This window comes from Pyrobaculum neutrophilum V24Sta (genome assembly GCF_000019805.1).
In the GTDB taxonomy this organism is placed as follows: domain Archaea; phylum Thermoproteota; class Thermoprotei; order Thermoproteales; family Thermoproteaceae; genus Pyrobaculum; species Pyrobaculum neutrophilum.
In genome coordinates this window covers 762,872-784,558 of sequence record NC_010525.1, presented here as the reverse complement: position 1 = coordinate 784,558, position 21,687 = coordinate 762,872, and the positions used below count along the sequence as shown (strand labels likewise).

At 62.1% G+C, this 21,687-nt stretch carries 29 protein-coding genes and 1 tRNA gene; 13 read left to right on the top strand and 17 right to left on the bottom strand.

The genetic code is table 11. The features are described 5' to 3' along the window. Nucleotides 1-14: 14 nt before the first annotated feature. Nucleotides 15-383: an NADH dehydrogenase subunit 3 gene (locus TNEU_RS04410; RefSeq protein WP_012350236.1), complete on the top strand. Its 369-nt coding sequence runs from the start codon at nucleotides 15-17 to the stop codon at nucleotides 381-383. Here TNEU_RS04410 and TNEU_RS04405 read toward each other — a convergent pair. The 4 genes from TNEU_RS04405 to TNEU_RS04390 form a co-directional block, all read right to left on the bottom strand. Then, nucleotides 373-1,959, bottom strand: coding sequence for a CTP synthase (locus TNEU_RS04405; protein ID WP_012350235.1), 1,587 nt, complete (start codon nucleotides 1,957-1,959; stop codon nucleotides 373-375). The genes TNEU_RS04410 and TNEU_RS04405 overlap by 11 nt on opposite strands. Before the next feature lie 109 nt (nucleotides 1,960-2,068). After that, nucleotides 2,069-2,611: a phosphoribosyltransferase gene (locus tag TNEU_RS04400; protein WP_148682342.1), complete on the bottom strand. Its 543-nt coding sequence runs from the start codon at nucleotides 2,609-2,611 to the stop codon at nucleotides 2,069-2,071. A 149-nt stretch (nucleotides 2,612-2,760) separates the two neighbouring features. Further along, complete coding sequence (locus tag TNEU_RS04395) at nucleotides 2,761-3,516, bottom strand: recombinase family protein (protein WP_012350233.1); 756 nt, start codon at nucleotides 3,514-3,516, stop codon at nucleotides 2,761-2,763. Next, nucleotides 3,513-4,037: a hypothetical protein gene (locus tag TNEU_RS04390; RefSeq protein WP_012350232.1), complete on the bottom strand. Its 525-nt coding sequence runs from the start codon at nucleotides 4,035-4,037 to the stop codon at nucleotides 3,513-3,515. The genes TNEU_RS04395 and TNEU_RS04390 overlap by 4 nt, the downstream gene beginning before the upstream one ends. Before the next feature lie 123 nt (nucleotides 4,038-4,160). On the opposite strand from TNEU_RS04390, the gene TNEU_RS04385 reads away from it, so the two are divergent. Continuing rightward, nucleotides 4,161-4,451: a hypothetical protein gene (locus tag TNEU_RS04385; protein WP_012350231.1), complete on the top strand. Its 291-nt coding sequence runs from the start codon at nucleotides 4,161-4,163 to the stop codon at nucleotides 4,449-4,451. Here the strand turns inward: TNEU_RS04385 and TNEU_RS04380 are convergent. Then, entirely contained in the window at nucleotides 4,441-6,093 is a 1,653-nt protein-coding gene (locus TNEU_RS04380; RefSeq protein WP_012350230.1) for a S16 family serine protease, read from the bottom strand. The genes TNEU_RS04385 and TNEU_RS04380 overlap by 11 nt on opposite strands. Nucleotides 6,094-6,206: 113 nt before the next feature. On the opposite strand from TNEU_RS04380, the gene cobB reads away from it, so the two are divergent. Together cobB and TNEU_RS04370 are read left to right on the top strand one after the other, a co-directional pair. Beyond that, entirely contained in the window at nucleotides 6,207-6,962 is a 756-nt protein-coding gene (cobB, locus tag TNEU_RS04375) for an NAD-dependent protein deacetylase (RefSeq protein ID WP_012350229.1), read from the top strand. A 4-nt stretch (nucleotides 6,963-6,966) separates the two neighbouring features. Then, the gene (locus tag TNEU_RS04370) at nucleotides 6,967-7,362 is read left to right on the top strand and encodes a GIY-YIG nuclease family protein (protein ID WP_012350228.1); all 396 of its coding nucleotides are present in this window, start codon (nucleotides 6,967-6,969) and stop codon (nucleotides 7,360-7,362) included. Here TNEU_RS04370 and TNEU_RS04365 read toward each other — a convergent pair. After that, nucleotides 7,341-8,069, bottom strand: a complete 729-nt coding sequence (locus TNEU_RS04365; protein WP_148682341.1) for an MBL fold metallo-hydrolase — start codon at nucleotides 8,067-8,069, stop codon at nucleotides 7,341-7,343. The genes TNEU_RS04370 and TNEU_RS04365 overlap by 22 nt on opposite strands. A gap of 42 nt (nucleotides 8,070-8,111) precedes the next feature. On the opposite strand from TNEU_RS04365, the gene TNEU_RS04360 reads away from it, so the two are divergent. Continuing rightward, a complete protein-coding gene (locus TNEU_RS04360; RefSeq protein WP_012350226.1) occupies nucleotides 8,112-8,516 on the top strand; it encodes a hypothetical protein in 405 nt (134 codons plus the stop codon). 161 nt (nucleotides 8,517-8,677) lie between these two features. Here the strand turns inward: TNEU_RS04360 and TNEU_RS04355 are convergent, their stop codons facing one another. Then, nucleotides 8,678-9,961, bottom strand: a complete 1,284-nt coding sequence (locus TNEU_RS04355; protein ID WP_245521986.1) for a hypothetical protein — start codon at nucleotides 9,959-9,961, stop codon at nucleotides 8,678-8,680. Nucleotides 9,962-10,301: 340 nt separating this feature from the next. Here TNEU_RS04355 and TNEU_RS04350 point away from each other — a divergent pair. The 3 genes from TNEU_RS04350 (at nucleotide 10,302) to TNEU_RS04340 (ending at nucleotide 11,686) form a co-directional block, all read left to right on the top strand. After that, a tRNA-Asn gene (locus tag TNEU_RS04350) sits at nucleotides 10,302-10,418 on the top strand. Between the two features lie 35 nt (nucleotides 10,419-10,453). Beyond that, complete coding sequence (locus TNEU_RS04345) at nucleotides 10,454-10,996, top strand: hypothetical protein (RefSeq protein ID WP_012350224.1); 543 nt, start codon at nucleotides 10,454-10,456, stop codon at nucleotides 10,994-10,996. A 3-nt stretch (nucleotides 10,997-10,999) separates the two neighbouring features. Then, a complete protein-coding gene (locus tag TNEU_RS04340; RefSeq protein WP_012350223.1) occupies nucleotides 11,000-11,686 on the top strand; it encodes a phosphoglycolate phosphatase in 687 nt (228 codons plus the stop codon). Here TNEU_RS04340 and TNEU_RS04335 read toward each other — a convergent pair. The 7 genes from TNEU_RS04335 to TNEU_RS04310 are packed head-to-tail and all read right to left on the bottom strand — an operon-like array spanning nucleotide 11,663 to nucleotide 15,809. Next, nucleotides 11,663-12,499, bottom strand: coding sequence for a hypothetical protein (locus TNEU_RS04335; RefSeq protein WP_012350222.1), 837 nt, complete (start codon nucleotides 12,497-12,499; stop codon nucleotides 11,663-11,665). The two genes, TNEU_RS04340 and TNEU_RS04335, sit on opposite strands and share 24 nt — an antisense overlap. Then, nucleotides 12,496-12,981 (bottom strand): Rab family GTPase, encoded by a 486-nt coding sequence (locus TNEU_RS04330; protein WP_012350221.1) that lies wholly within the window; start codon nucleotides 12,979-12,981, stop codon nucleotides 12,496-12,498. The genes TNEU_RS04335 and TNEU_RS04330 overlap by 4 nt, the downstream gene beginning before the upstream one ends. Beyond that, nucleotides 12,978-13,121, bottom strand: coding sequence for a hypothetical protein (locus tag TNEU_RS10240; protein WP_187146745.1), 144 nt, complete (start codon nucleotides 13,119-13,121; stop codon nucleotides 12,978-12,980). Before TNEU_RS10240 ends, TNEU_RS04330 begins: the two co-directional genes overlap by 4 nt. Then, the gene (locus TNEU_RS04325; protein WP_012350220.1) at nucleotides 13,087-13,311 is read right to left on the bottom strand and encodes a hypothetical protein; all 225 of its coding nucleotides are present in this window, start codon (nucleotides 13,309-13,311) and stop codon (nucleotides 13,087-13,089) included. The genes TNEU_RS10240 and TNEU_RS04325 overlap by 35 nt, the downstream gene beginning before the upstream one ends. Beyond that, a complete protein-coding gene (locus tag TNEU_RS04320) occupies nucleotides 13,308-14,273 on the bottom strand; it encodes an MraY family glycosyltransferase (protein ID WP_012350219.1) in 966 nt (321 codons plus the stop codon). Before TNEU_RS04320 ends, TNEU_RS04325 begins: the two co-directional genes overlap by 4 nt. A 1-nt stretch (nucleotide 14,274) precedes the next feature. Further along, on the bottom strand, nucleotides 14,275-15,153 hold the full coding sequence (locus TNEU_RS04315; protein ID WP_012350218.1) for a deoxyhypusine synthase: 879 nt from the start codon (nucleotides 15,151-15,153) through the stop codon (nucleotides 14,275-14,277). Then, nucleotides 15,150-15,809, bottom strand: a complete 660-nt coding sequence (locus TNEU_RS04310) for a class I SAM-dependent methyltransferase (protein WP_012350217.1) — start codon at nucleotides 15,807-15,809, stop codon at nucleotides 15,150-15,152. Before TNEU_RS04310 ends, TNEU_RS04315 begins: the two co-directional genes overlap by 4 nt. A gap of 115 nt (nucleotides 15,810-15,924) precedes the next feature. Here TNEU_RS04310 and TNEU_RS04305 point away from each other — a divergent pair, with 115 nt between their 5' ends. Genes TNEU_RS04305 through TNEU_RS04295 form a run of 3 tightly spaced genes read left to right on the top strand, consistent with a single transcriptional unit; the run spans nucleotide 15,925 to nucleotide 17,692 of the window. Next, nucleotides 15,925-16,380 (top strand): 30S ribosomal protein S15, encoded by a 456-nt coding sequence (locus TNEU_RS04305; RefSeq protein WP_012350216.1) that lies wholly within the window; start codon nucleotides 15,925-15,927, stop codon nucleotides 16,378-16,380. Nucleotides 16,381-16,407: 27 nt separating this feature from the next. Beyond that, on the top strand, nucleotides 16,408-17,472 hold the full coding sequence (locus tag TNEU_RS04300; protein ID WP_012350215.1) for a hypothetical protein: 1,065 nt from the start codon (nucleotides 16,408-16,410) through the stop codon (nucleotides 17,470-17,472). After that, nucleotides 17,453-17,692, top strand: coding sequence for a KEOPS complex subunit Pcc1 (locus TNEU_RS04295; RefSeq protein WP_012350214.1), 240 nt, complete (start codon nucleotides 17,453-17,455; stop codon nucleotides 17,690-17,692). The genes TNEU_RS04300 and TNEU_RS04295 overlap by 20 nt, the downstream gene beginning before the upstream one ends. Here the strand turns inward: TNEU_RS04295 and TNEU_RS04290 are convergent. Further along, the gene (locus TNEU_RS04290; RefSeq protein ID WP_012350213.1) at nucleotides 17,679-18,140 is read right to left on the bottom strand and encodes a bifunctional nuclease family protein; all 462 of its coding nucleotides are present in this window, start codon (nucleotides 18,138-18,140) and stop codon (nucleotides 17,679-17,681) included. The genes TNEU_RS04295 and TNEU_RS04290 overlap by 14 nt on opposite strands. 98 nt (nucleotides 18,141-18,238) lie before the next feature. Further along, nucleotides 18,239-18,508 (bottom strand): DNA-directed RNA polymerase, encoded by a 270-nt coding sequence (locus TNEU_RS04285; RefSeq protein WP_148682339.1) that lies wholly within the window; start codon nucleotides 18,506-18,508, stop codon nucleotides 18,239-18,241. 72 nt (nucleotides 18,509-18,580) lie between these two features. Here TNEU_RS04285 and TNEU_RS04280 point away from each other — a divergent pair, with 72 nt between their 5' ends. Then, nucleotides 18,581-20,353, top strand: coding sequence for a thiamine pyrophosphate-dependent enzyme (locus TNEU_RS04280; protein ID WP_012350211.1), 1,773 nt, complete (start codon nucleotides 18,581-18,583; stop codon nucleotides 20,351-20,353). Continuing rightward, nucleotides 20,338-20,877: an indolepyruvate oxidoreductase subunit beta gene (locus TNEU_RS04275; protein ID WP_012350210.1), complete on the top strand. Its 540-nt coding sequence runs from the start codon at nucleotides 20,338-20,340 to the stop codon at nucleotides 20,875-20,877. Before TNEU_RS04280 ends, TNEU_RS04275 begins: the two co-directional genes overlap by 16 nt. Here TNEU_RS04275 and TNEU_RS04270 read toward each other — a convergent pair. Beyond that, nucleotides 20,849-21,649, bottom strand: coding sequence for a serine protein kinase RIO (locus tag TNEU_RS04270; RefSeq protein WP_012350209.1), 801 nt, complete (start codon nucleotides 21,647-21,649; stop codon nucleotides 20,849-20,851). The two genes, TNEU_RS04275 and TNEU_RS04270, sit on opposite strands and share 29 nt — an antisense overlap. Nucleotides 21,650-21,687 lie beyond the last annotated feature (38 nt).

Here is a 21,687-nt window from a genome sequence, read left to right as displayed (position 1 = left end):
TCTTTAATTGCGCCATGGGCGACGCCGAGGCGGTGGCGCTGGCCTTCCTCGTCCTGTTCGCGTTGATGGTCGAGACGATATATATCGCCAAGCTCATCGCCCCGAGGAGGCCCACGCCTATGAAGCTGATGAGGTACGAGGCGGGGAACCCTGAGTCGGGCCCCGCCAAGGCCCCCCTGGCCATGCAGTACCTCGGCTACGTCCTAATGCTGGTGGCGCTCGAGCCGGTGGCCGCCGTCCCGCTGGCCCTCGCAGTTTGGGGCGGGGCCGACGTCTACACGGTGATATACATCTCATTGGCGGGGGGCCTTATCGCTATGGCGGCCGCCTACTACGCCTACAGCTACGCCAGGAGGATAGAGCTCTGGAGGGTCAGCTCCTGAGGGCGGCCTTCAGCAGGCCTAGGAAGACGGGCCGCGGCTTTGTGGGCCTCGATTTGAACTCGGGGTGGAACTGGGTGGCTATGAAGTAGGGGTGTCCCGGCAGCTCTATTATCTCCACCCTCTTCACGTCCCTCCTCCACCCGGACACCCTCAGGCCCGCATCGGCGAGCTTGGGGAGGTAGGATAGGTTCACCTCGTACCTATGCCTGTGTCTCTCGACGGTGTGGGGGGCGCCGTAGAGGGAGGCCGCCAGGGTGCCCTGCACTATGTCCACCTCTCTATCTCCCAGGATCATGCTACCGCCTAGCACGTCCACCTCCCTCTGCTCCGGGGCCAGGTGCACCACCGGATGCGGCGTGTCGGGGTCGAGCTCGGTGGAGTTGGCGCCCTTAAGGCCGAGGACGTTGCGGGCGAACTCCACCACGGCGAGCTGCATTCCGAAGCAGATGCCGAGGAAGGGTATCTTCTCCACCCTGGCGTATCTCACGCACTCTATCATGCCCTCTGTCCCCCTTTTGCCGAAGCCGGGCAACACCACCATCGCGTCTACGCCGAGCTTGTACAACACGTCTGGGTTCTTCTCAACCTCCACCGAGTTTATCCAGACCAGCTCCGGCCTTGTGTCTAAGGCGGCGCCCGCGTGCTTCAGCGCCTCAATTATGCTGAGGTAGGCGTCCGGGAGCTCGACGTATTTCCCACACATCCCCACAGCCACCTTCCTCCTCGGCGACGTGAGCTTGGCCACGTACTCCCTCCAGTCCTCGTGCGCCGGGGGCCTAGGCGCTAGGCCGAGCCGGTGGACTAGGAAGTCCCCCATGCCCTGCTCCTCAAGCAGAAGGGGGACCCTGTAGATGGTGTCTACGTCGTACGAGTTGAAGATGGCCGACTGGGGGACGTTGGTAAACAGCGCGATCTTCTTCACAGAGCCTGCGTCTATGGGCTTTTCAGATCTGACAACTACGGCGTCTGGCTGAATGCCGTATCTCCTGAGCTCCGCAACGCTGTGTTGAAGCGGCTTCGTCTTAAACTCCCCCGTGGTTTTGAGGAGGGGCACCAGCGCCACGTGTATAAACAACACGTCGTGGCCCAGCTCAAGCCTCAGCTGCCTCGCCGCCTCGAGGAAGGGCAACTGCTCGTAGTCGCCTACGGTCCCCCCGATCTCCACGAGGGTTACGTCGTATCCCCCAGCCGCCTCCACGATCCTCCTCTTGATCTCGTCTGTCACGTGGGGGATCAGCTGCACCGTCTGCCCGAGGTACTCGCCCCTCCTCTCCTTCTCGATGACGGAGAGGTATATCTGGCCCGACGTTATGTTGTTCCTCTTCGACAGCTCGACGTCGAGGAACCTCTCGTAGTGGCCGAGGTCTAGATCCGTCTCGCCGCCGTCGTATGTGACAAACACCTCGCCGTGGGCGTAGGGGTTCATGGTCCCCGCGTCTACGTTTATGTAGGGGTCTATCTTGACAGCGTTTACAGAAACGCCGCGGGCCCTCAATATCCTCCCTATGCTCGCCACCACGACGCCTTTTCCAACGCCCGACATCACGCCGCCCGTAATAACTATGAGCTTGGGCACCCTAAATGGAAGACCCGAGTTTAAAAGTCCATCCGTTCTTAAAGGAGTCGTCACCGCTCAGCGAGGTGAAGCGACTTCACCGTGTCCCCCGCCCCACCTCTATAAAAGTTTAACAGATCCGCTCCATGTACCTCCAGACGTCGTAGCCCCTCTTCCTAAACTCCCTGAGGTCCTCGTAGCGGCTCCAGGGGTAGGATATCCAGACCCACTCCTCGATCCTCTCGGCGTAGTAGTCGGGCACGAACCTGCTCGTTGTCTTGAGGTGGACGACGGCTGTTTTAACCTCGGCGGCGCCTATTAGGTCCAGCAAGCTCTTCACCACGGCGAGGGTGTGCCCCGTGTCGGCCACCTCGTCCACCACCAGCGTCCTCCTCCCCCTCACGACCCCCGGCTCAATGCCATGGTACAACAGGGGCCTCTCGGCGCGTCTCTGGGCGAGCCCCCAGTACTTAACGCCGACTGTGACTATGTCGTCTACCCCCAACACGTCGCTTATCACGCGGGCCGGCACAAGCCCCCCGCGGGAGATGGCCACAATCACCTCCGGCTTGTAGCCCGACTCCTCCACCTTCTTCGCCAAAGCCTCGCTGAGCGCTATCCCCTCGGCCCAGGAGACAAAACGCACCTTGACGCCGCCCACCTCCACGAGCATAGCCACCGGGGGCGACGGGTATAAAAACACCACGCCGGGCGGAGAGGTCAGCGCCCGCCACTGCTGGGCAGGCTCTCGCCACATGTGCCGCGTGGGTTCAACTCGTCACCGGGGGAACACATGTCCATGGAAATAAATTTTGCCGCCGGCTAGGCCTCCCTCACCTCTTCGTAGCCGCAGTTTGGGCAGTAGAGCCTCTCGGTCACGGTGTATCTCCCGCCCGCCACCTTTGCGGTGCGCTCCACGACCTTAAGCCTAGAGAAGCACCTGGGGCAGCTGTAGGCGGTTGGGCGGTACACCCCGGCCTCGGACAGTATACGGCGTACCTCGTATAGGGAGAGGCCGAAGGCCCTGGCGGTCTCCCTAAGGGAGGCGCCCGAGGTGTACATATCCACAACGGCCTTGGCGATGTCCCCCCTCCTCTCCGCCACGTTCCAGATCCTCCCCCTCGCCCTCGCCCTCTCCAACGCCGTCTTCGTCCTCTGCCTGATGAACTCCCTCTCCATGGTGGCTACGAAGGCCAGCACGGCCCTTAGGAACTGGCGGTAGACCCCGTCTAAGTTCTGGAGCGCCTGCTCCCTCTCCGACGCCGACACCACCACCAACCCCATCTTGTTCTCCACCACGTCCAACAAGGCGAAGAGCTCCTGGAAGGAGCGGACGAGCCTAGAGATCTCGTAGACGAGGAGGACCTTGGGCCTCGGGTCCAGCTTCTCCACCTCGGCCGCCATCTGCCTAAAGGCCGGCCTCTCCCAAGGCTCCGTGGCGCCGGACACCCCCACGTCTACGTAGTGCCTAAGTATGTAGAGGCCCCGCTCGGCGGCCCACCTCTCCAGGAAGACCCGCTGGTTCTCGGGGTCCTGCTCCTCCGTGGAGACGCGCACGTAGGTTACAGCCGGTATCACCCGCGTCCGCCCTGGCCCCCTCTCCTGGGCCGCCGCGGCGGCTTAACCTCCTGCGGCGGCTGGACAGGCGCAATGTAGTAGCCCAGGGGCCAGCCGTAGGTCCTATCCCTCTCCTCAGACGACGTGGTGTGGACGTCTATGTATACGGAGCCGCGGAATATGAGGGGCTCCTCCAGCCACACCCCAACCCGCTCCGGGTAGTAGGCGATGGGCTCCACGAACCACTCGTAGACTCTGCCGTCTTGTATAAACCTGACGAAGTCGAGGTACTCGTCGGCGTTGTAGAACCCCCACACCACCAGCACAGAGGCCGGGGGCATGTTGACGGCTATCCTCCCGATCTGGAGGGTGTAGCCGAACTTGTCCGCCTCCTGGCCGTATATGTGCTTCGGCTGTATGGGCTCGAGCCTACCTCCGATCTTCCTCGCGTGCTCCTGCGCCACCCCGTAGGCCCTCCTTATCGCCTCCACAGCCTCTCCCCTGCTCAGCGGTATGAACCACACGACGTAGCGATTATCCACATATTTAAACAATACCCCCGAGCCCCCCGCCGGGGGGCTCGCCGGGGACCACGCCGGGCTCCTATATAAGCACAGGCCCTATATTAACTGATAGGGATAAAACCGGTTTCGTAGGCGGCGCCTATGTTTGGCCTTGTGGCGCTCACAGTCGTGGCCGTGGTGGCGGCCCTCGCCCTGAGGAGGGTACGCGACAGAGCTCTGACGGGCTTAGCCGTGGCCGGCCTGGTGCTGTTGGCGGTGCCCGCCGTATTGGTAAACGGCGACGCGGCGGAGAGGTTGGTGGCGGCTGTGTACATGTACGCCCCCTACTGGGAGTACCTTGTGCCCGTGGCCTTCTTCACGTTGACGCTCCTCCCCCGGAGGAGGCAGGGAGGCAGGAAAAAGAGGACCCGGCCCGAGATAGTTACCGTCTAGCGCTGTAGACCAGGGCGAGGGCCGCCAGTAGTGCGAGGACAAGCGGCAACCACAGGCTTTTTCCCCCCTCCTGCCTAGCAACGGCGGCGGTATGAGCCGCCGGCGCCGCCGGCTCAGGCGGGGCGAAGCTTGGCTTTTGGTAGACCACGCCGCTTTTCGCGAAGCAAGCCGCGTCGCCCATCGCCGTCGAGTAGACGGAGGCTGTGATGTAGTACATCAACGCGTACTTGACGCCGTCGGGCTGCTGGCTGTAGTAGTCGCCGAACTGTAGATAGCTCAGCGGCAACGTGTTCGTGTAGCCGCACTGGGCGGCGCGGGCCATGTTGGTGAGAGCCCTCTCCCTGGCCACCTCCAGGTACTTCTCGGGGGCAGCCGACATTAGAGATGCGGCGGACTCTGCGATTATCTCTATGGAGTTGGCAATGGAGGCCAGGTAGAGACCTCTCCCGTAGAGGTCCTCCGCCAGCTGCACTGCTGTGGAGTAATCGCCTAGGGGAACGTCAGAGGTGGTCTCCAGATAGGCGTACATGGCCTTGGCGTAGTCTAGGTACATCCTCGCGATCTCCGCCAGCTTGCTCTCGTTTACGGCGGGGCCGTAGGCCATCCTCCTCGCCTCGTCGACCCAAGGCTTGAGGGTGACGGCCCGGGCGTACATAGCGCCTGGGTTGGCCGAGGTGGAGTTGGCCTGGAGATAGACCTCGTATACCCTGGTGTAGGCCGCCACCACGAGGTCTAGGTTGTTGACGGTCGTGGGGATCTTGGAGAGCTCCGCCTCGGCCTCCTTCGCCAGCTGGAGGGCCTTGTCGTAGAGCTCCCTGGCGGCTCTCCTAGACGAGGAGGCTTGGTCGCTGTAGTACCTCACGATCCCCTGGTATATCAACGAGGCGGCGGCGTAGTAGTCGCCCCGGCTCTTCAGCCTATCGATCAAGGCCTCGTCTACGTACCCCCTCCCCACCGTCGCGTTGTAGTAGCTGTAGACGGCGTTGAAGAGGTCCCGCGATATTTCCCTAAACGCCGTGTCGTCCACCGCCGAAGGCCGCGGCGTCTCGACCCTATGCCCAGTGAGGTAGTAGATGGCGTCTTCCACCGTGCCCACCTCCACCACCTTAACGCCGCGCACGGCGCTCGGCTTCTCGCCAATGGGGACCAACACGGTCTTTATCCCCCTCTCCGCGGCCGCCGACACCTTCTGGGAGACCCCGCCCACCGGCCCTATAAGCCCGTCGGGCAGTATTATACCCGTCATCGCTGTGTCGTTTCTAAGCTCCAGGCCGTTCATGAGGGCGTACATGGCCACTGTTATGTAGCCGCTGGCCGAGGGGCCTCCCACCTGGGCGTCGCTGGCCAACACCCTCAGCAGGGCGGTGTAGTTCGTGTAGGGCTTGCCCGAGTACCTAGACGCGACGTAGAGCGCAATCTGCGCCGAGGGGCCGAAGCCCTGGCCAGCCTCTGGGACCCCTGCCACGTACGCCCTCCCGTCCCCCGGCGTGATGAGGGTGATCTTGATGGGCAAGACGGCGCCTCCGGAGGGCCCAACGGCCAGCGCGTTTATCTCCGCCGAGGCCACCTTCACCGTGTAGGTCTGCCACGCGGCCAGCGCCAGGGCGGCTAGGAGGATCAACGCCAGAGCCTTCCTCACCATGCCGCATACCGCCGGACGCTATATATAAAGGTTGCTCATCAGAGGAGGTCGTGCCGCGTCACGTCTCCGGCTCGCCTGGCTCATCACTTATATACGGATGAACACGGCTTTTTATGGATGCCCCCCTCCCCAAGGCGGCGGAGGCGCTCTTGAGAGCCCGCTTCTGCGTCGTCTTCACAGGGGCTGGGGTCTCCGCCGAAAGCGGAATCCCCACCTTCAGAGGAGCAGGGGGACTCTGGGAGAGGTACAGAGCGGAGGATCTCGCGACGCCGGAGGCCTTCGCCAGAGACCCCAAGCTGGTCTGGGAGTGGTACAGGTGGAGGCAGACGCTGGCCTACAACGCAAGGCCCAACCCGGCGCACTACGCCATCGCCCAGCTGGAGGAGGCCGGCCTAGTGAAGGCCGTCATCACCCAGAACGTAGACGGCCTACACCAGAGGGCAGGTAGCAGGAGGGTGGTGGAGCTACACGGCTCCCTCTGGAGAGCCAGGTGCGTCCAGTGCGGCGCCGTGTATAAGCTGGAGAAGCCCGTCGAGGAGACGCCTCCGAGGTGCCCCAGATGCAGGGGGCTCCTGAGGCCAGACGTGGTCTGGTTCGGCGAGCCTCTCCCCCGGGAAGCCTGGGAAGAGGCAGTCCAGCTGGCCTCCAGCGCAGACGTGGTGTTGGTGGTGGGGACGTCGGGGGCGGTCTACCCCGCGGCCGCCATCCCCCAGATCGCCAAGAGGCGGGGCGCGGCGGTCGTGGAGGTAAACGTGGAGAAGTCGGCGTTGACCGCCATCGCCGACGTCTTCATAAGGGGGAAGGCGGGCGAGGTCCTCCCAGCCCTGGTGGAGGAGGTGAGGAGGGGGCTCGGCACCCGCCGTGTATAACGCCATGTCTCGCGCCAGCCATCGGCTCCCCACTGCCCCCCGCCTCAGCTACCTAGTCTTTTTTAAATGTCCAAGCCAGGAGGTGGACACAGGCGCGGCGAGGTTCAAGCTTGAGGAGGGCGTCTACGCATACGTGGGGTCCTGCGGCGTCTCCTGCCTAAGGCGGGTGGTTAGACATCTGTCCCGACCCGCCGCCAGGAGGTGGCACGTCGACTATCTACAGTGCGACGCGCTGTACGCCGTCGTCACCCCCCTCGCCGAGGCTGAGCTCGCCAGGAGGCTGGCCGGGGGGTGCACGGCGGTGGCGCGCTTCGGCTCCACAGACGACCCCGGCGCCCCGGGGCACCTCTTCCGGTGCGACGCCGCGGAGGCCCTCCGCTACGCCGGCTTCACCACGTAGGGCGCCGTGTTTACGATCTTCACGTGGCCGTTCTCCGCCAGATATTTAACGAAGGCGAGCCCCTCCTCCGACAGCCGGAGGGGGTCCCCCCCGCCTCTCGCGCAGAGGGCTATGCCATACGGCGTCTTCTCCCCCACGCACTCGAGGTACCTCCCGAGGAGCCTCTTGAAGGACCTCTCCAGCTCCTCCAGAAACTCCTCCAGAGGCTTCCTCTCGCCGCCGCCCGTATACGCCGTGTAGCCCCGTAGGCCCCGGAGGGAGGCCACCACCCGGATGAATGTATCTACGCTGACTATCCAGCTGTCTAGATCGCCTACGAAGACGGCCTTCTCCACCCCGAAACACGTGTGGCCCCAGGTGTGTGAGCCGCAGGGGATCACCCTCACGGATATATCGCCTAGGTCGACCCAACCCGCCGTAAACCTGTACACAGCCCCTCTGAAGGGCCCAGCCTGCACCTCCGGGTTCTCCACAGACGGCGCCCCAGCCCGCCTCATCACAACCCTGGCGTATCTAGCCGCCCTGGCGGGGTCCGAGGCCATGCTGTACTCAATCGGGTTCATAACCACCATCTTCGCCCTACGCGCCCCCGCCACGTGCCGGGGGTGGTGGTGCGTCACGAGAACCACGTCAACCCCCGCGTCCTCAGCCACGTCAACGCCGAAGAACCCCTCGTAGATCCACCCAACGCCCGAGCGGGAAAACACCATTTTCATCTACACCCTATATAAATAGTGTAACAGTTGGACGTGAGCTGGGTCGAGAAGTTCCTCAACGACGCGGAGAAGATGTTCCAAATCCCACGTAGCGAGCTGGAGAAGTTCGTGGCGTATATGGCCGAGGACCCCACGAAGGTGGAGGAGTGGGCCGAGAGGCTACAGCTCTCCGAACCCGACTTCCTCATGTTAACCACGGTCTACACGCTCTACAAGACCGAGGACCGGGTCATAGAGCTGCTGTCAGACGTGGAGCTCAAGGTTGACGAGGCCATCGGCTTCATATCCACAGCCGCCGCCAACCTCCTAAACGCCCTCCCCCCAGAGGATAGGAAACCCATCCTAGCCCAGCTGGTGCTGGCCATAGCGCTACAGGTGGAAGACCCCGGCGTTAGGAACTCCCTCGCCGAATACGCAAAAGCCCTCCTCGCCGACTAGAAAATTTTTTAAGCTGTCTTTACCTAGGGGTGGGCCGCCGAGACGCCCACTCACCTAAAATTCACGAGGATGGCTTGCGCCCCCAACGCAGAACACCCCGCACGACCCAACAGCCACCAACGCCGCTTCTCACACGGCGTCGCCTGTAGACACACACCACGCTATCTGAACTGGAGGTTGTCGTATATCTCATCGACGATCTTCTTGAGCTCCTCGGTTGTCGCCTTGAGCATGCTGGACTCCTCCCACGCCCTAACCCCCCTCTCCACAACGGCCAGACCCCTCCATATGGCGCGGTGGAGGCGCCTTAGATAAACGTCGAGAAGCTCCTCCAGCCTCCTAAGGTCGGGTTCAGTTTCCCTACACGAGTTGTCAACGCATACACACCTGCCCCTCCTCTCCCCAGGCCGGTAGTGCTCATCGGCGAACTCAACCGCCTCTGTGAGATTACTAGGGACGTTATTCAAGTCATTGATCTCCATCAGCACGCACTGACAGTACGAGCCAGGCAGAGACAAGCTCAGATACAAATTCCTTTCCCTCAACGCCTCACTCAGCCAATTGATCCACTCTTCCCCGAGTCTCAGACCTCTCATCCTGCATCCATGTATAACCTGAGACGTTGTAGCGAATCCTATGCAACCCAAGTCGGCTACACATCCTAACCACCACCTAAGTCCAGCGGATACGTTGTGGTTCAACCTCTCTTCGTTTAGCCTTTCGTATAGCGCGTTAATTATATTATCTGGTATAGAGATCCTCCCCTTGGGCGTTATGACGGGCCCAAACCTGAACCCGGGTCCCCTTCCTATCCTGATCCCCGCCGCTTCGAAGAACTTCATGTCCTCCTCCGAGTACTCCACTCTGGTCTCCCTTGCCAGCTCCTCCAGCCTGTCCCACACGGGCGCCAGCTCCGGCGTCCACTCCCTCAGAAGATCCCCAGCCCCCTGGTTGTCAAAGAGAGACAGGAGAGTAACCGCGTCATCTGCCCGTGTGAAGAGGTACAGGTCGCCGTCCGACAGAGGATAGTGGATAAGCTTGAGCTCGTGCCGCTCACCCATTATCTCACGGACATCCTCGTAGGTGGCACGGCTTATCAGCCGTAACCGGATAAATGAAATCCCGCTTTCTACCCCGCTTTCTGCTCCGAGGTCTGTAACTGGTCCTCTGTACATATTATTTCTTGAATCAATACTTAACTCAGGTATCGGATATCCGGATATTCTTACACTAGTACCTCTGTATATATCTACTTGGAGGGGATTTTTGGGTCGAAGGTCTTTGAATACCTTTGTTTGTTGCTCTACGCCTATCCGGAGGATAGGGTATCTGCTGGTTACCGGGGGTATTGGGAGACCCATGGCCTCTATGCCCAAGTACTGGTTGGCCCCATACGCCATGAACAGCCTGTCCACGATGGATCTTGGCAATTCGATCACGGACATACTTCTGCCGGCCAGGCCTTTACGCCAATGGCGGTTAGCTCTCCGCGGGCGTGGGGTAGCATCACCTTTCCAATCATCATTCTTTATAAGGGGTGAATATATAAACTTTTCGTGAGATCTCTACTCTAGGTAAATCCCAGAGGCTGGCCCATATAGCAAAACACGCCGATGACCCAAGGGCGAGGGAGGAGGCGGCCGCCCTACTGAGGCACATCATAGAGAGGGCCAGAGACTATGAGGCGAGGGAAAGGCTGAAGGAGTTGACAAGATAAGGATATCGTGTCGTAGGCCGTTGTGTATGTGGGACAAAAATTTTTAAGGTGTTAGTTTTCTCTATACCGCCGCCGTAGCTCAGCTCGGTTCAGAGCGGCGGAGGAGTTGAAAGGGTCCGCCGAAGCTGTTAACCCGTAGGCTGGGTCTCAGGCGGAAGTCCCGGGTTCAAATCCCGGCGGCGGCGCCTCAATCTTTAAATCCTCCTCCGCAGCTGGGCCAGTGGGGTGGAGTAGGATTGTCACCCGGGAGGGGTGGGCGGTCATCAAGCCGGGGCCTGCCTTGGCTGTGTGGCCGCCTATCCCGGTGCCTAGGGCTAAGCTTCCTCTGGTGTCGGAGGGGAAGGTGAGGGCGGTGATTAACTATGTTACCCTTGCCAAGGACACCCTTATGCCTCCTAAGTTCATTATTAGGGCTGGCGATAGGGCTTACGAGATCCAGCTTGTTCAGATGTACGAGGCCTATGGACTCGTGGAGGCGGTTCCCCACCTCGCCATGGTCAACTGCTGGTCGGATAGGTGTGATCTGTCGCCGCTGTACGCCTTTGCCTACCCGGCGGGGGTGTGGGAGGTGGTTAACGGCTATGTAAACGCGGAGGTGGAGGAGAGGTGGAGGCCGTCTGACCGCCTCCCTGGGCCGAACGCGCTGCGGGTGCTGGGGGACCCCAAGCTCGCCAGGTGTTTAGCGAAGGGGAGGCGGGCGGACTGTGGAGAGCCTTTGGACGACGCCGTGCCTCTGGTGTCGCACCTAATTCCGAGGCCCTAGGCCGTGGGTTGCAAAGTCCTCGTGGTGGATCTAGACGGGACGCTGACGCTTAGTAGAAACACCTATGAGCTTTCTGTGGAGGCGCTTCTCGCCCTGAGGAGGGCTAGAGACGCGGGTATACGTGTGGTATTGGCGACGGCCAACGGCCTGGACTTCGCCCTGACGGTGGCTAGGTACCTCGGCGTTAGAGACGTGATTGCTGAAAACGGCTGCCTGGTCCACATAGATGGGGAGACGCACGAGCTCTGTTCTGGAGATATGTCGGAGGTGGATAGGGCGGTGCTGGCCACGGGGGCTGTGGCGCCGAGCCACCAGAACAAGTGCAGGAGGTTCGACCTCGCCTACGTCCCGCTTGTTGAAAACGCCGTAGAGAGGGTTAAGGCGGCGGTGAGGCCCGGCTACGTCGTAGACTCCAGCGGGTACGCCATCCACGTGAGGCCGGCGGGGGCCGACAAGGGCGCCGCCGTGAGGTGGCTGTGCGAGAGGCTTGGGGTGAGCTGCGGCTGGGTAGCGGCCGTGGGAGACAGCGATGTGGACGCCGGCATGTTGGCGACGGCGTGGGGGATAGCCGTCGGCAACGCCACAGAGGCGGCGAAGAGGGCGGCTCGGGCGGTGGTCAGGGGGCCGAGCGGCCTTGGGTTCAAGGAGGCGGTAGACCTAATTCTGTCAGGTGGGGCCTGCGCCCCTTAGTATGTAGACGTCGAAGGGCCCCACCTCCTCCCTCTGGGCTCTCCTCGGCGGCTCCTCCCTGTTGCCGGCGAGCCCCAGGGCCTCCACGATGGCTGTGGCGAGGTAGGAGAGCTGCCTGTCCCGGATGACGATGTAGTACACCTCCCGGGCTATCTTCTGTAGCAGGGCCAGGTCCGCGCCTCTGTGGCAGACGACGGCGGCGTCGAAGACGCCGTATTTCTCCGCCACCTCCCCCAGGCCGGCTAGGGGGAGGGTCTCGAAGGCGTAGAAGCTTGCGGGGGCCAGCTCCTGGCCCAGGGGCCCCGAGGCTATGGGTAGGAGGCTCAGCCTGTCTACCTCCAGGGCGACCACGTCCTCTCTCTCCTCCACTATGACTAGGTCTCTCCCCGCTATAGACATCAGCTCTGAGGAGAAGCCGCAGGGGAACCACCCCGCCACTAGGGTTAAGCCGCCGTAGGACATCAGCTCCTGGGCCACGGTTACCCTAAGTGCTTGGAAGGCCGAGGTGTAGACGTAGAGCGCCCTCTGTAGCTCTGGGCTGAGCCTGCCCGCCCGCCTCCCAGCCGCCACGTAGGGGAAGACCAGGTTCTGGAAGAGCGTGGAGACGGCCTCGGCCAGGGGGCTTAGCTCTCCGCGGCTTGGGAGGGAGGCCCTCCTGTATTTATCCCCCTTCCTCTGCATCAGCCCCACCTCCGCTAAAAAGTCGAAGAGGGGCCTAATCCGCTGGGAGGGCTTGACCTCCTCAAGCTCGGAGAGGAGGGATAGGAGGGGGGTGGAGGCGACCCCCGCGATGATGTCGTCGCGCGGGATCATATATTTTCCTCCAGCGGCCTATATAAAACTTCTACGGGGTCGCGCACGGCTGATATGTAGTATATCTTGGCCGCGCCTACGGCCGCCGCTATCTCGTCCCCCTCTATGAAGACCCCCACCTCCTCCGCGAGGTCCCTCTTGTTGCCCACGAGCACCACCTTCCTGTATGGGTTTATGCCTCTGTCCAGCAACGCGCTGTGTAGCTCCGCGATGGCGTAGAGCGACGCTTGATCTGTGACGTCGTACATGTATATCATCAGGTCCACGTAGAAGGACCACGTCCTGGAGAAGTTTCTAGCGACGTCTGCCGCCACCTGCCCCGGCACATCTATGAAGTCCACCTCCTTGTCGCTGAGGTAGAGGCGGTATATGCCGGGCCTCAGCGTGGCCCTCGGCTTCAGCGATAGCCCAAGTAGCCTAAAGACGTAGGTGGTTTTGCCCACGCCGCCTACCCCGAGGACGGCCACCGAGTAGCGCCTCATAGCGACTCGGCCAGCCTCTCCAGCCTAGCCTCAAGCTCTTCGAGGTCTCTACGGAGGTTCTTCAGCCTTAGGCAGAGGTCCCACCTGGAGAGCCCCAGTATGCACCTAATCGTTTCTACGTCCGCCTCTGCAACTGCCACGTATTAAGACTTGCCCGTAGATATATATAAACATCCCGTATAGTAAAACGGCGAGGATTATAACCACGTCGCCGACCGTGAAGCCCCCGGCCAACCTGATCCTCAGGATGGGTAGGGAGGCGGCGCCTGTGGCAAATAGGAGGAGTAGGACGGCGTAGGACGCCGCCACTAGGCTTAGGGCCTTCCTCATATCGGCATCTGCAACGCCTTGAGCGCCGCGGCCAGCGCCGCCGTCGCCGCGGAGGTGAACAGCACGAGGTAGACAAGCGCCTTGAATATCTCGTACTCCCCCATCGGCCTATCCGCCACCACGAGCCTCACCAGCGACAGTATCGGCGAGGAGCAGTCTTGTTTAACGACGCCGTTGGACAGCGAGGTCGGCCTCTGTATCTTCTCGCGGCCTTTTATCCCCCCCGAGGAGAAGACTATGAGAGCGCCGTTTACCACGAAGGGGGTGGCCGCCAGGATGAGGTAGGCCACTAGGTCGTACAAGACGGCTATAGTCGATATGTTTGCCCCCAGGAAGTAGCTCCCCACGTTTCCGTTGAAGGCCCTGGCCGGGTATCTGTTGTATATATACAGCGCGGCCGAGGCGGCCACATGCACCGCCAGGAGATAAGCCGCGTCGGCCTGCCCCCTCACTAGGGCTACCGCGGCCAGCGCCGCGCCTATCGCCATGTTGGCCGCGGGGAGAAAGCCGTTGACGGGGTCGAGCATGTTGAAGGCGTTTGTCACCACCGGTATAGCTAAGGCGGCTAGCCAGCCGGTGGCGCCGTAGAACAAGCCGATGAGCGGGATGGTGAACCTCAACCCCCCCTCCAGGGCCCTCGCCACCACCAAGGCAAGGAGGACCGGCACGAGGACTCTCACGTATTCGCTTACGCCTCTGAGGTCGTCTAGAAGCCCCAGCAGCCCCACCACGGCCGCCGCCACCAGCAGGAGGGCGGCCTCGCGCGTCTGAGCCGCCGCAACTGCGTAGCCCGCCGCGGCCGCCACCATCGCGATAAGCCCGCCGGCCCGCGGCACGCCGTCTACGCCCTTGTATATATCCCGGGAGGTTATGCCCCTCCCGCGCTGGAAGGGGATCCACCACCGCCCAAACAACACGCCGGCTGTAAAGGCGACTAGGGCAGGCGCCGCCTCCGCCAACATACTACAGCGCCTTTAGGAGGATGGGGAGAACCAGCGTCGCGTCTGCGTAGATGTATACGGACTTCGCCTCGGGCTTCACCTTGCCCCAGCTCACCGCCTCCCTGGGCCTCGCGCCGCTTAGAGAGCCGTCGTATTCGACGGCGGTTGTGATGTAGACCACGTAGTCTAGCCCGCCTCTGAACTGGGCCCACCAGATGACGTGGTGTTTGCTGATGCCCCCTCCCGCGATCAAAGCCGCGAGCTTCCTGCTGCCGTATACCAGCTCTCTCAGCGCCTCTTCGTCCCTCAGCGGGTCGATCTGGACTCTGAGGCCGCCCCTTTTCGCCCTGGCGAGGTCGTTACATGTGAGGAGGGCCGTCCCCACGGCGCCGTCTACAATCCCCGGCACGAAGACCTTTACCCCGGCCCTCGCGGCGGCGCCGAGGACGGAGCTCTCCGGCATCTCTCTGCCCAGCTCCTCCGCAAGCTCATAGGTGCCGAGGGCTCTCCCGCCGATCCTCTCGCAGAACCTGAGGACGAACTTCTCCACCAGGGGGCCGTACTCCTCCTTCTTAATCACCACGTTGCCTAGCCTGTGGAGGCCGCGTCTGGCGAGATCCACGTCGTCGAGGTCGAAGGAGGCGGGGGCGTAGACGGCCCCCATGGCCTTCGCTATGTCGTGGTCGAGCGCCCCCGCGGTGGTGACTACCACGTTGAAAAGCCTCCTCCCCAGCGCCTCCGCTATTATCTCCCGCAGGCCTGTGGCGAGGAGGTTCCCCGTGAAGGAGAGGAAGCGGAGGTCCGCCCTCTCCACCGCCTCCTTCAAAACGTCGTAGGCCTCGGCGACGTGGAGTGCTTGGAAACCCCCGATCCTCCTGAACAGCTCGACAACCTCCCTCATTTAACGACCTTCACCTCGTCGACGGCGCCTATCTTCCTCAGCTCCTCCACCGCCTCCCGAACCCTCCTGATGGTTACCCCCAGCTTCTGGGCTATCTCCTCAAGCGACGTGTTGCCGTCTATAAGCTCCGCCACCTGCCTAAGCCACCTGTCCTCGACCGGCTTGCTCTTGCCGGGCAGGGGGATCTCCTTTCCGGGTATCCTGTAGAGGTACAGCTTGTGGCTCCGCCAGTCTTCATACACCTCCTCCACCACCGCGGGCCGCCAGCCGGGGACCTCGAAGTCGTGTGTAACTACCCTAGCCGCCGGCCTCAGCTCCCTCTCCAGCTTCGGCCTTAGGCGCTCGTTGACGCTTGTCAGTAGGTACATGGTCACCACGTCGGCGTCTGCGAGCGGCACCTCGTAGAAGCTCCCGTTTATGATGGAGGCTCTGTCTGAAAGCCCTAGGTCTTTGATGCGCGCCGTGGACTGCTCGTAGAGGTCCTTCCTGATCTCAACGCCGAAGGCCCTCGCGCCGAATTCCTTAGCGGCTATGATCACAATTCTGCCGTCTCCGGAGCCCAGGTCGTAGAGGACCTCGCCCGGCTGGACCCTGGCCAGCTGGAGCATCCTCCTCACCACCACCTCGGGAGTCGCCACGAAGGGCACGTCGTACATAAAGCCAACGACGTCAGTACTATATAAATTTATAAGCGGTAGGTCCCACAGCCAAGGGGGAGCGTCTCCGCTGGCCATCGGCTAAACTTTTTTAAACTGTTAAAAACTTGGCGACGTGCCACATAGGTCTAGGAGCAAAAGAGGTCGCTCGAGGTCGGTGAGGCCGGCACACCCGACTGTGCCCACGTGGATACAGTACACCCCCGACGAGGTTGAGCAGCTGGCGGTGGAGCTCGCCCGCCGCGGCTTCCGGCCCTCTCAAATAGGCCTAATACTGAGGGATCAATACGGCATCCCGCTGGTTAAGCCCATAACTGGGAAGAAGCTGACTAGGATTCTTGCTGAGCACGGGGTTAGGCAGGAGCTACCCGAGGATCTGCTCAACTTGATAAGGAGGGCGCTGAGGATAAGGAAGCACCTCGAGGAGCATCCCAAGGACATGTCCTCGCGGAGGGGTCTGCAACTGGTTGAGTCCAAGATACATAGGCTTGTGAAGTACTACAAGAGGGTGGGGAAGCTGCCGCCGGACTTCGTATATAACCCAGAGGCCCTCTCCCACCTAGCCACCTAGCTTTAAAACCTCCACAGCGCTTTTCACGTGGATCTGAAAAACTTCATAATTGACAACGTCGATAGGTTTCTGGAATACCTTAAACAGAACCCCCTGGTGATATACGCCAGGAGGTCGGTGGATGCCTACCTAGCCGCCTACGCCCTAGCCGCCGCGTTGGGGGAGACAGCCCAGGTGTCGGTGGTGGACTGGCCTCCCCAAGCCGGCGTCTGCGTCGGCTTTAGATGCGAGGGGATGTACATAACCGAGTGGGGGGTGGGGGTGGACGACAGGCGCTTCGACGCAGGGTTTACGTCGATGAGCCACCTCGCCTCCGTGTTGATCCAGTCCCTCTCCCCCCTGGAGGAGCAGATACACCGGTCCCTCTACGCGGGGCACTACTCGTGGTCTGTGGACTACTGCGAATACGGCTGCCCTCCCCCGAGGGAGATCCTCAAGGGGGACGAGAGGCTTGCAGTGGCGTTCCCCTTCTTGGAGAAGCTCCCGGCGAGAAGGGCCCTCTCCCTATCGACGTTGCCCATAGTGCCCGGCGTAACCGGCAAGCCGGCTGAGGACTCCAAGCTGGCCTCGGCGATGGGCCCAGACGAGGCTCTGGCTCTTCTGGACTGGGCGCTGGGCGTTGTACACAGCGAGGGCTTCCACACGGCCGTCTTGGACAAGGCCCTTAGGCTCTACTCGCCCGCCTTCGCCCCCGCCGACTTCGCCGCTAGGGTGGAGGCGGATCTGGCGGGGTTCGTGGGCAGAGACGTGGAGCTGTACGTGCAGAACCTAGCCGACGCCTTCTACGGCGTGGTTAAGAGGGGGCGGGAGGGCGTCGTGCCGATGCAGAACCCCTTCTACGTCTTGAAGATACCCCCCTATCTCTCGTACTACCTACGGCTGTCTGGCTGGGCCGCGCTTAGGTACGACGCGGGCCGGGGGCACGTGGTCGCCCTCGTGCCTCCCAGGGGCGAGCGGGATAGGCTGGCGAAGGCGGCCGAACTTCTCGGGGAGGTGGGGCAGGTCCTCCGCTTCCCAACCCACCTCGTGGCGTATGTGGAGAGGGATAAATACGCGGATTTCCTCAAGATCTATGAAAAGGGTTTTGTGTAGGCTGGAGACCCCCCTGGACTGTAGATACGCAGACGCGCTTAGGCCAGACGACGTGGATCTGCCCAGGGGGATGGAGATTAGGCACCTCTGCGCGGGGGGGCGGTGGACGGTGGAGGTGGCTTATGTGGTGGAGAAGCCGGAGGACGTGTTAACGCTTAAGAACACCCTGGACGAGGTGGTGAGGGCGCTTCAGCTGATAGAGCGCTCTATTCCTCGGTGATTTTTCCGCTGGGGGGCGGGAGGTACTTCCTGAGGTCCTCGGCGTATTTGCCCAAGCTCTCGGCTATGTATATGGGGGCGTTTACTCTCACGGCCAGCGCCACGGCGTCGCTGGGCCTCGCGTCGAAGGTGTGTAGCTTCCCGTCTCTGTCCTTTATGTAGACGGTGGCTGTGTATGTATTCGAGACCAAGGCGTCTATCGTGATCTTCTCGACGGCGGCCCCAAGCGCCTCGATTATCTCAACGAAGAGGTCGTGGCTTAGGGGGCGGGGGAAGTCCACCTCCCCAAGCCCCTTCTTGATGGAGAGGGTCTCGGCGCTTCCTATGATTATGGGGACGGCCTTGTCGCCCCACTCCTCAGCCCCTATGAGCATAATGCCGACGAGCTGGCCGTGGGAGTCGACCGTCTCCAGGATGCTGACGAGCTCCGCCTTTAGGTACTTGACCATCGTCTACACAACCCACCTATTTTAAAATCTTTGTATGAAAGTGCCGAGTGATGAGAGACGGCTGAGGAGCGGTGACGTGTCCTAAACCAGGCTGAGGCCTACTCCGCCTCTCTCTCGGACTCCTGTAGATTCTCGAGGAGCTGGCGCCTCAGCTCCTCCATCTCCTCCTGGTCGTACTCCATCTTCTTCTCCTCAGCCACCATCACCCCCCTCTTTTTCTCGTCGGCGACCTCTGACCTCTGCCGGTAGGCCTCCTTGGCCTTCTCCGACAGCTTAACCTCGTACCCGCACTTGGGGCACTTCAACACAGTGGCGCCGTCTTTCTTCTGCGGAACCAACAGGGTTCCGTCTCTCGGGCAGAACCGCATTCCCATCTTCTCTACCTCTACTATTTAAGCGTTGTGCTACGAACTATATATAGCTCTTGAGAGTAAAGATACGTGAAAAGCCTTCTTCTTGGAAACGAGGCTATCGCCTACGGCGTTTTGGCCGCCGGCGTGGCCGTGGCCGCGTCTTATCCGGGGACGCCGGCTACGGAGATACTGGAGACGCTGGAGCGGTTTAAAGACCGCTTCGTCACGTGGGCGACCAACGAGAAAACCGCCTTCGAGCTGGCCTACGGCGCGGCGGTGGCCGGGGCACGCTCCCTGGTCTCCATGAAACACGTAGGCCTCAACGTAGCCGCCGACCCCCTCCACAGCTCTGCCTACACAGGCGTGGAGGGGGGCCTCCTCATAGCCGTCGCCGACGACCCCTGGATGCACTCGTCGCAAAACGAGCAAGACAGCAGATGGTACGGCCTCCAGAGCTACATACCCGTGCTGGAGCCGTCTGACCCGGCGGAGGCCTACACCATGGCTAAGGAGGGCCTTTCGTTGAGCGAGAGGCTTAGACACCCGGTGCTCCTCCGCAGCGTCACTAGGGTGAGCCACGTGAGAGCCCCAGTGGAGGTGGAGCCCCCCGCCCCCCCGAGGTGGGGGAGCTTTAGGCGTGACCCAGAGAGGCTCTGCCTCGTGCCGGCAAACGCCAGGAGGAGGAGGGCCGAGCTGGTGGAGAAGTGGAGGAGGGTGGAGGAGACGGCCGCCGGCTACGTGTGGACGGAGGGCGAGGGCGACGTCGTGGTGGTCGCCGCCGGGGTCGCCTATACCTATGTAAAAGAGGCCTTGAGGAGGCTGAGGACTGAGGCGAAGGTGGTGAAGTTGGGCATGTCGGTGCCTGTTCCGCCCAAGGTGGCGGATCTAGTGGGGCAATCCGCCGTTGTGGTTGAGGAGGGGGACCCCGTGGTGGAGATGCAACTGAGGGCTTTGGGGGTGAGGACGGCCGGGAAGCTGGACGGCTTCTTCCCACGGTACGGCGAGTTGGACGTTGGGAGGGTAGCCGCCGGCTTGGCGAAAGCGCTGGGGATCGCGTACAAACCGCCGACTCCGCCGAGACCCCCCATGGAGCCTCCGCCGAGGCCGCCAGCCCTCTGCCCCGGCTGCCCACACATGGGGACGTTCTACGTGTTGAAGATAGCCACCGCAGGCCTAAACCCGGTCTGGTCAGGCGACATAGGTTGCTACTCGCTAGGCGTAAACATGGAGCAACAAGACGTCATCACCCACATGGGCTCGTCCCTTGGCCTAGGCCTGGGCATCGCCGTGGCGAGCAGACGCTTCGTGGTGGCGACCGTCGGCGACTCGACCTTCTTCCACTCGTCGCTACCGCAGCTCGTGAACCTGATCTCCTCTTCTGTGCCGATCCTGGTTGTGGTTATGGACAACTCATACACGGCCATGACGGGGGGTCAGCCGAGCCCGAGCCGCGTAACGCCCGTGGAGAAGCTGACAGAGGCGCTGGGGATCCCCACCTTCGTGATCGACCCGGCGCGTATAAAGGAGTCCGTGGAGGCGGTTAAAAGGGCGGTTGAGGTGGTGAAACAGGGCAGGCCCGCAGTCGTGGTCTCTAAAAGGCCCTGCACCCTCGTGGCCTTGAGGCGGGCCAGGGCGGCAGGCGTCGAGGTGCCGAAGTACTGGGTTGACGTGGATAAGTGCGTTGGATGCTCCCTGTGCTACGGCTTGTTGAGATGTAGCGCAATAGCCCCGCGGGGTGACAGAAAGGCGTACATCGACCCAGCCCTCTGCACGGGCTGCGGCATGTGCGCCGAGGTCTGCCCCACCGGGGCGATCAAGGGCGAGAGGGAGAGGTGGCTTGAGATATGGCGACAAGCGTAGTGTTCGTCGGCGTGGGGGGACAGGGCGTGGTCACCCTGGCGCGGTGGGTGGGCGAGGCGGCGCTTTCTGCGGGATACGACGTGAGAATCGCCGAGATCCACGGCGTAAGCCAGCGCGGAGGATCTGTGGAGGTGCACCTTAGATTCGGCGAGGTGTACGCCGCGGTCGTGGAGGAGGGCGGCGCGGACTACGTGGTGGCGTTGGAGGCTCTGGAGGCGCTTAGGGCCTACCGTTATCTTAAGGAGGGCGGCCTCCTCGTCGTCAACAGGAGGGTTATCCAACCCCCCGGCAGGTGGTTCAACGTGGAGGAGGTCGTGGAGGCCATCAAGCGGTCGGGGGCGAGAAGCTGCGTGGTGCCGTGCTTCGACGTGGCCTTGGAGCTGGGGTCGCCCGTGTATGAAAACGCCGTTATGTTGGGCATACTGGCGAGGTTGCTGGGCCTCCCCCAGCCCCCCGGCTTAGACGGGCGGAACAGAGAGGCCTTCCAGAGGGGCTTTAATCTAGGAGCCTCCTGCCGCCTATGAGCAGCCAGCCCTCCCCGTCGAAGTCGAGGGGCCCCCTCCACGCGCCCCTCTCCACAAGCCTTTTGAAGAGCTCCTCCGGCGGGGCCGGCCCCCCGAAGAACTCCACCACCCTCTCCACGTCGCGTCTGAGGTACTCCAGCTCCTTGGGGTGGCCTCGCCTCACGGCGGAGCCCCAGTCGATGATCCAGGGATCTCTCCCGTCGTAGAGGATATTGAAGGGGCTTAAGTCGCCGTGGACAAGGCCGGCCACCACGTAGGTCCTCTCTAGGCTTTTCAGCACCTCGGAAAGCACGTGGTCCGGGTCGTCGAGTCCGTCGAGGCCGACCTCCACCAGCTGCGGCGCCGGGGTTTTGCCCACGCCGATGAACTCCATCGCCAGCACGTTGCGGTAGAAGCCGTAGGGCTTGGGGGCGCGTACGCCGGCCGCGTGGGCGCGGGCGAGGTTTCCGAACTCCTTCCTACACCACGTCTCCACCAGGTGGAGCTGGTCGCTAATCTTAAGGCCTCTGAACCTCGGGTCCCCCAGTATGTAGCCGTATCTGCTTTTTACGAATCTAACCGGGACGGGGTAGAAGACCTTCAGCACGGCGTAGGCGTCCCCCCTCCTGGCGAGGATTATCTTAGCCTCCTTGCCCTGCCCCACTGGGCCTAACACCTCCCCCACGACCCCCCTCTCCTGGAGCTTCACAATTGCGGCCCACGTGTAGGCGTTTATGGCGTCGTCTACCACCTTGTAGTAGTCGCTGTCTTTCTCGGTCCTAAAACGGCCCACGTCTAGGCATGCCAACGAATTTAAATCCGTTGCCCAAC

Excerpts from the sequence above, each read along its gene's own strand:
- TNEU_RS04370 (WP_012350228.1), top strand. The coding sequence starts at position 6,967 with ATGTCTCGCGCCAGCCATCGGCTCCCCACTGCCCCCCGCCTCAGCTAC.
- TNEU_RS04290 (WP_012350213.1), bottom strand. The coding sequence starts at position 18,140 with ATGGTCAAGTACCTAAAGGCGGAGCTCGTCAGCATCCTGGAGACGGTC.
- TNEU_RS04295 (WP_012350214.1), top strand. The coding sequence starts at position 17,453 with ATGAAAAGGGTTTTGTGTAGGCTGGAGACCCCCCTGGACTGTAGATAC.
- TNEU_RS04330 (WP_012350221.1), bottom strand. The coding sequence starts at position 12,981 with ATGAGGCGCTACTCGGTGGCCGTCCTCGGGGTAGGCGGCGTGGGCAAA.
- TNEU_RS04285 (WP_148682339.1), bottom strand. The coding sequence starts at position 18,508 with ATGCGGTTCTGCCCGAGAGACGGAACCCTGTTGGTTCCGCAGAAGAAA.
- cobB (WP_012350229.1), top strand. The coding sequence starts at position 6,207 with ATGGATGCCCCCCTCCCCAAGGCGGCGGAGGCGCTCTTGAGAGCCCGC.
- TNEU_RS04385 (WP_012350231.1), top strand. The coding sequence starts at position 4,161 with ATGTTTGGCCTTGTGGCGCTCACAGTCGTGGCCGTGGTGGCGGCCCTC.
- TNEU_RS04380 (WP_012350230.1), bottom strand. The coding sequence starts at position 6,093 with ATGGTGAGGAAGGCTCTGGCGTTGATCCTCCTAGCCGCCCTGGCGCTG.
- TNEU_RS04400 (WP_148682342.1), bottom strand. The coding sequence starts at position 2,611 with ATGCTCGTGGAGGTGGGCGGCGTCAAGGTGCGTTTTGTCTCCTGGGCC.
- TNEU_RS04355 (WP_245521986.1), bottom strand. The coding sequence starts at position 9,961 with ATGTCCGTGATCGAATTGCCAAGATCCATCGTGGACAGGCTGTTCATG.
- TNEU_RS04335 (WP_012350222.1), bottom strand. The coding sequence starts at position 12,499 with ATGATCCCGCGCGACGACATCATCGCGGGGGTCGCCTCCACCCCCCTC.
- TNEU_RS04315 (WP_012350218.1), bottom strand. The coding sequence starts at position 15,153 with ATGAGGGAGGTTGTCGAGCTGTTCAGGAGGATCGGGGGTTTCCAAGCA.
- TNEU_RS04320 (WP_012350219.1), bottom strand. The coding sequence starts at position 14,273 with ATGTTGGCGGAGGCGGCGCCTGCCCTAGTCGCCTTTACAGCCGGCGTG.
- TNEU_RS04310 (WP_012350217.1), bottom strand. The coding sequence starts at position 15,809 with ATGTACGACGTGCCCTTCGTGGCGACTCCCGAGGTGGTGGTGAGGAGG.
- TNEU_RS04325 (WP_012350220.1), bottom strand. The coding sequence starts at position 13,311 with ATGAGGAAGGCCCTAAGCCTAGTGGCGGCGTCCTACGCCGTCCTACTC.
- TNEU_RS04410 (WP_012350236.1), top strand. The coding sequence starts at position 15 with ATGGGCGACGCCGAGGCGGTGGCGCTGGCCTTCCTCGTCCTGTTCGCG.
- TNEU_RS04275 (WP_012350210.1), top strand. The coding sequence starts at position 20,338 with ATGGCGACAAGCGTAGTGTTCGTCGGCGTGGGGGGACAGGGCGTGGTC.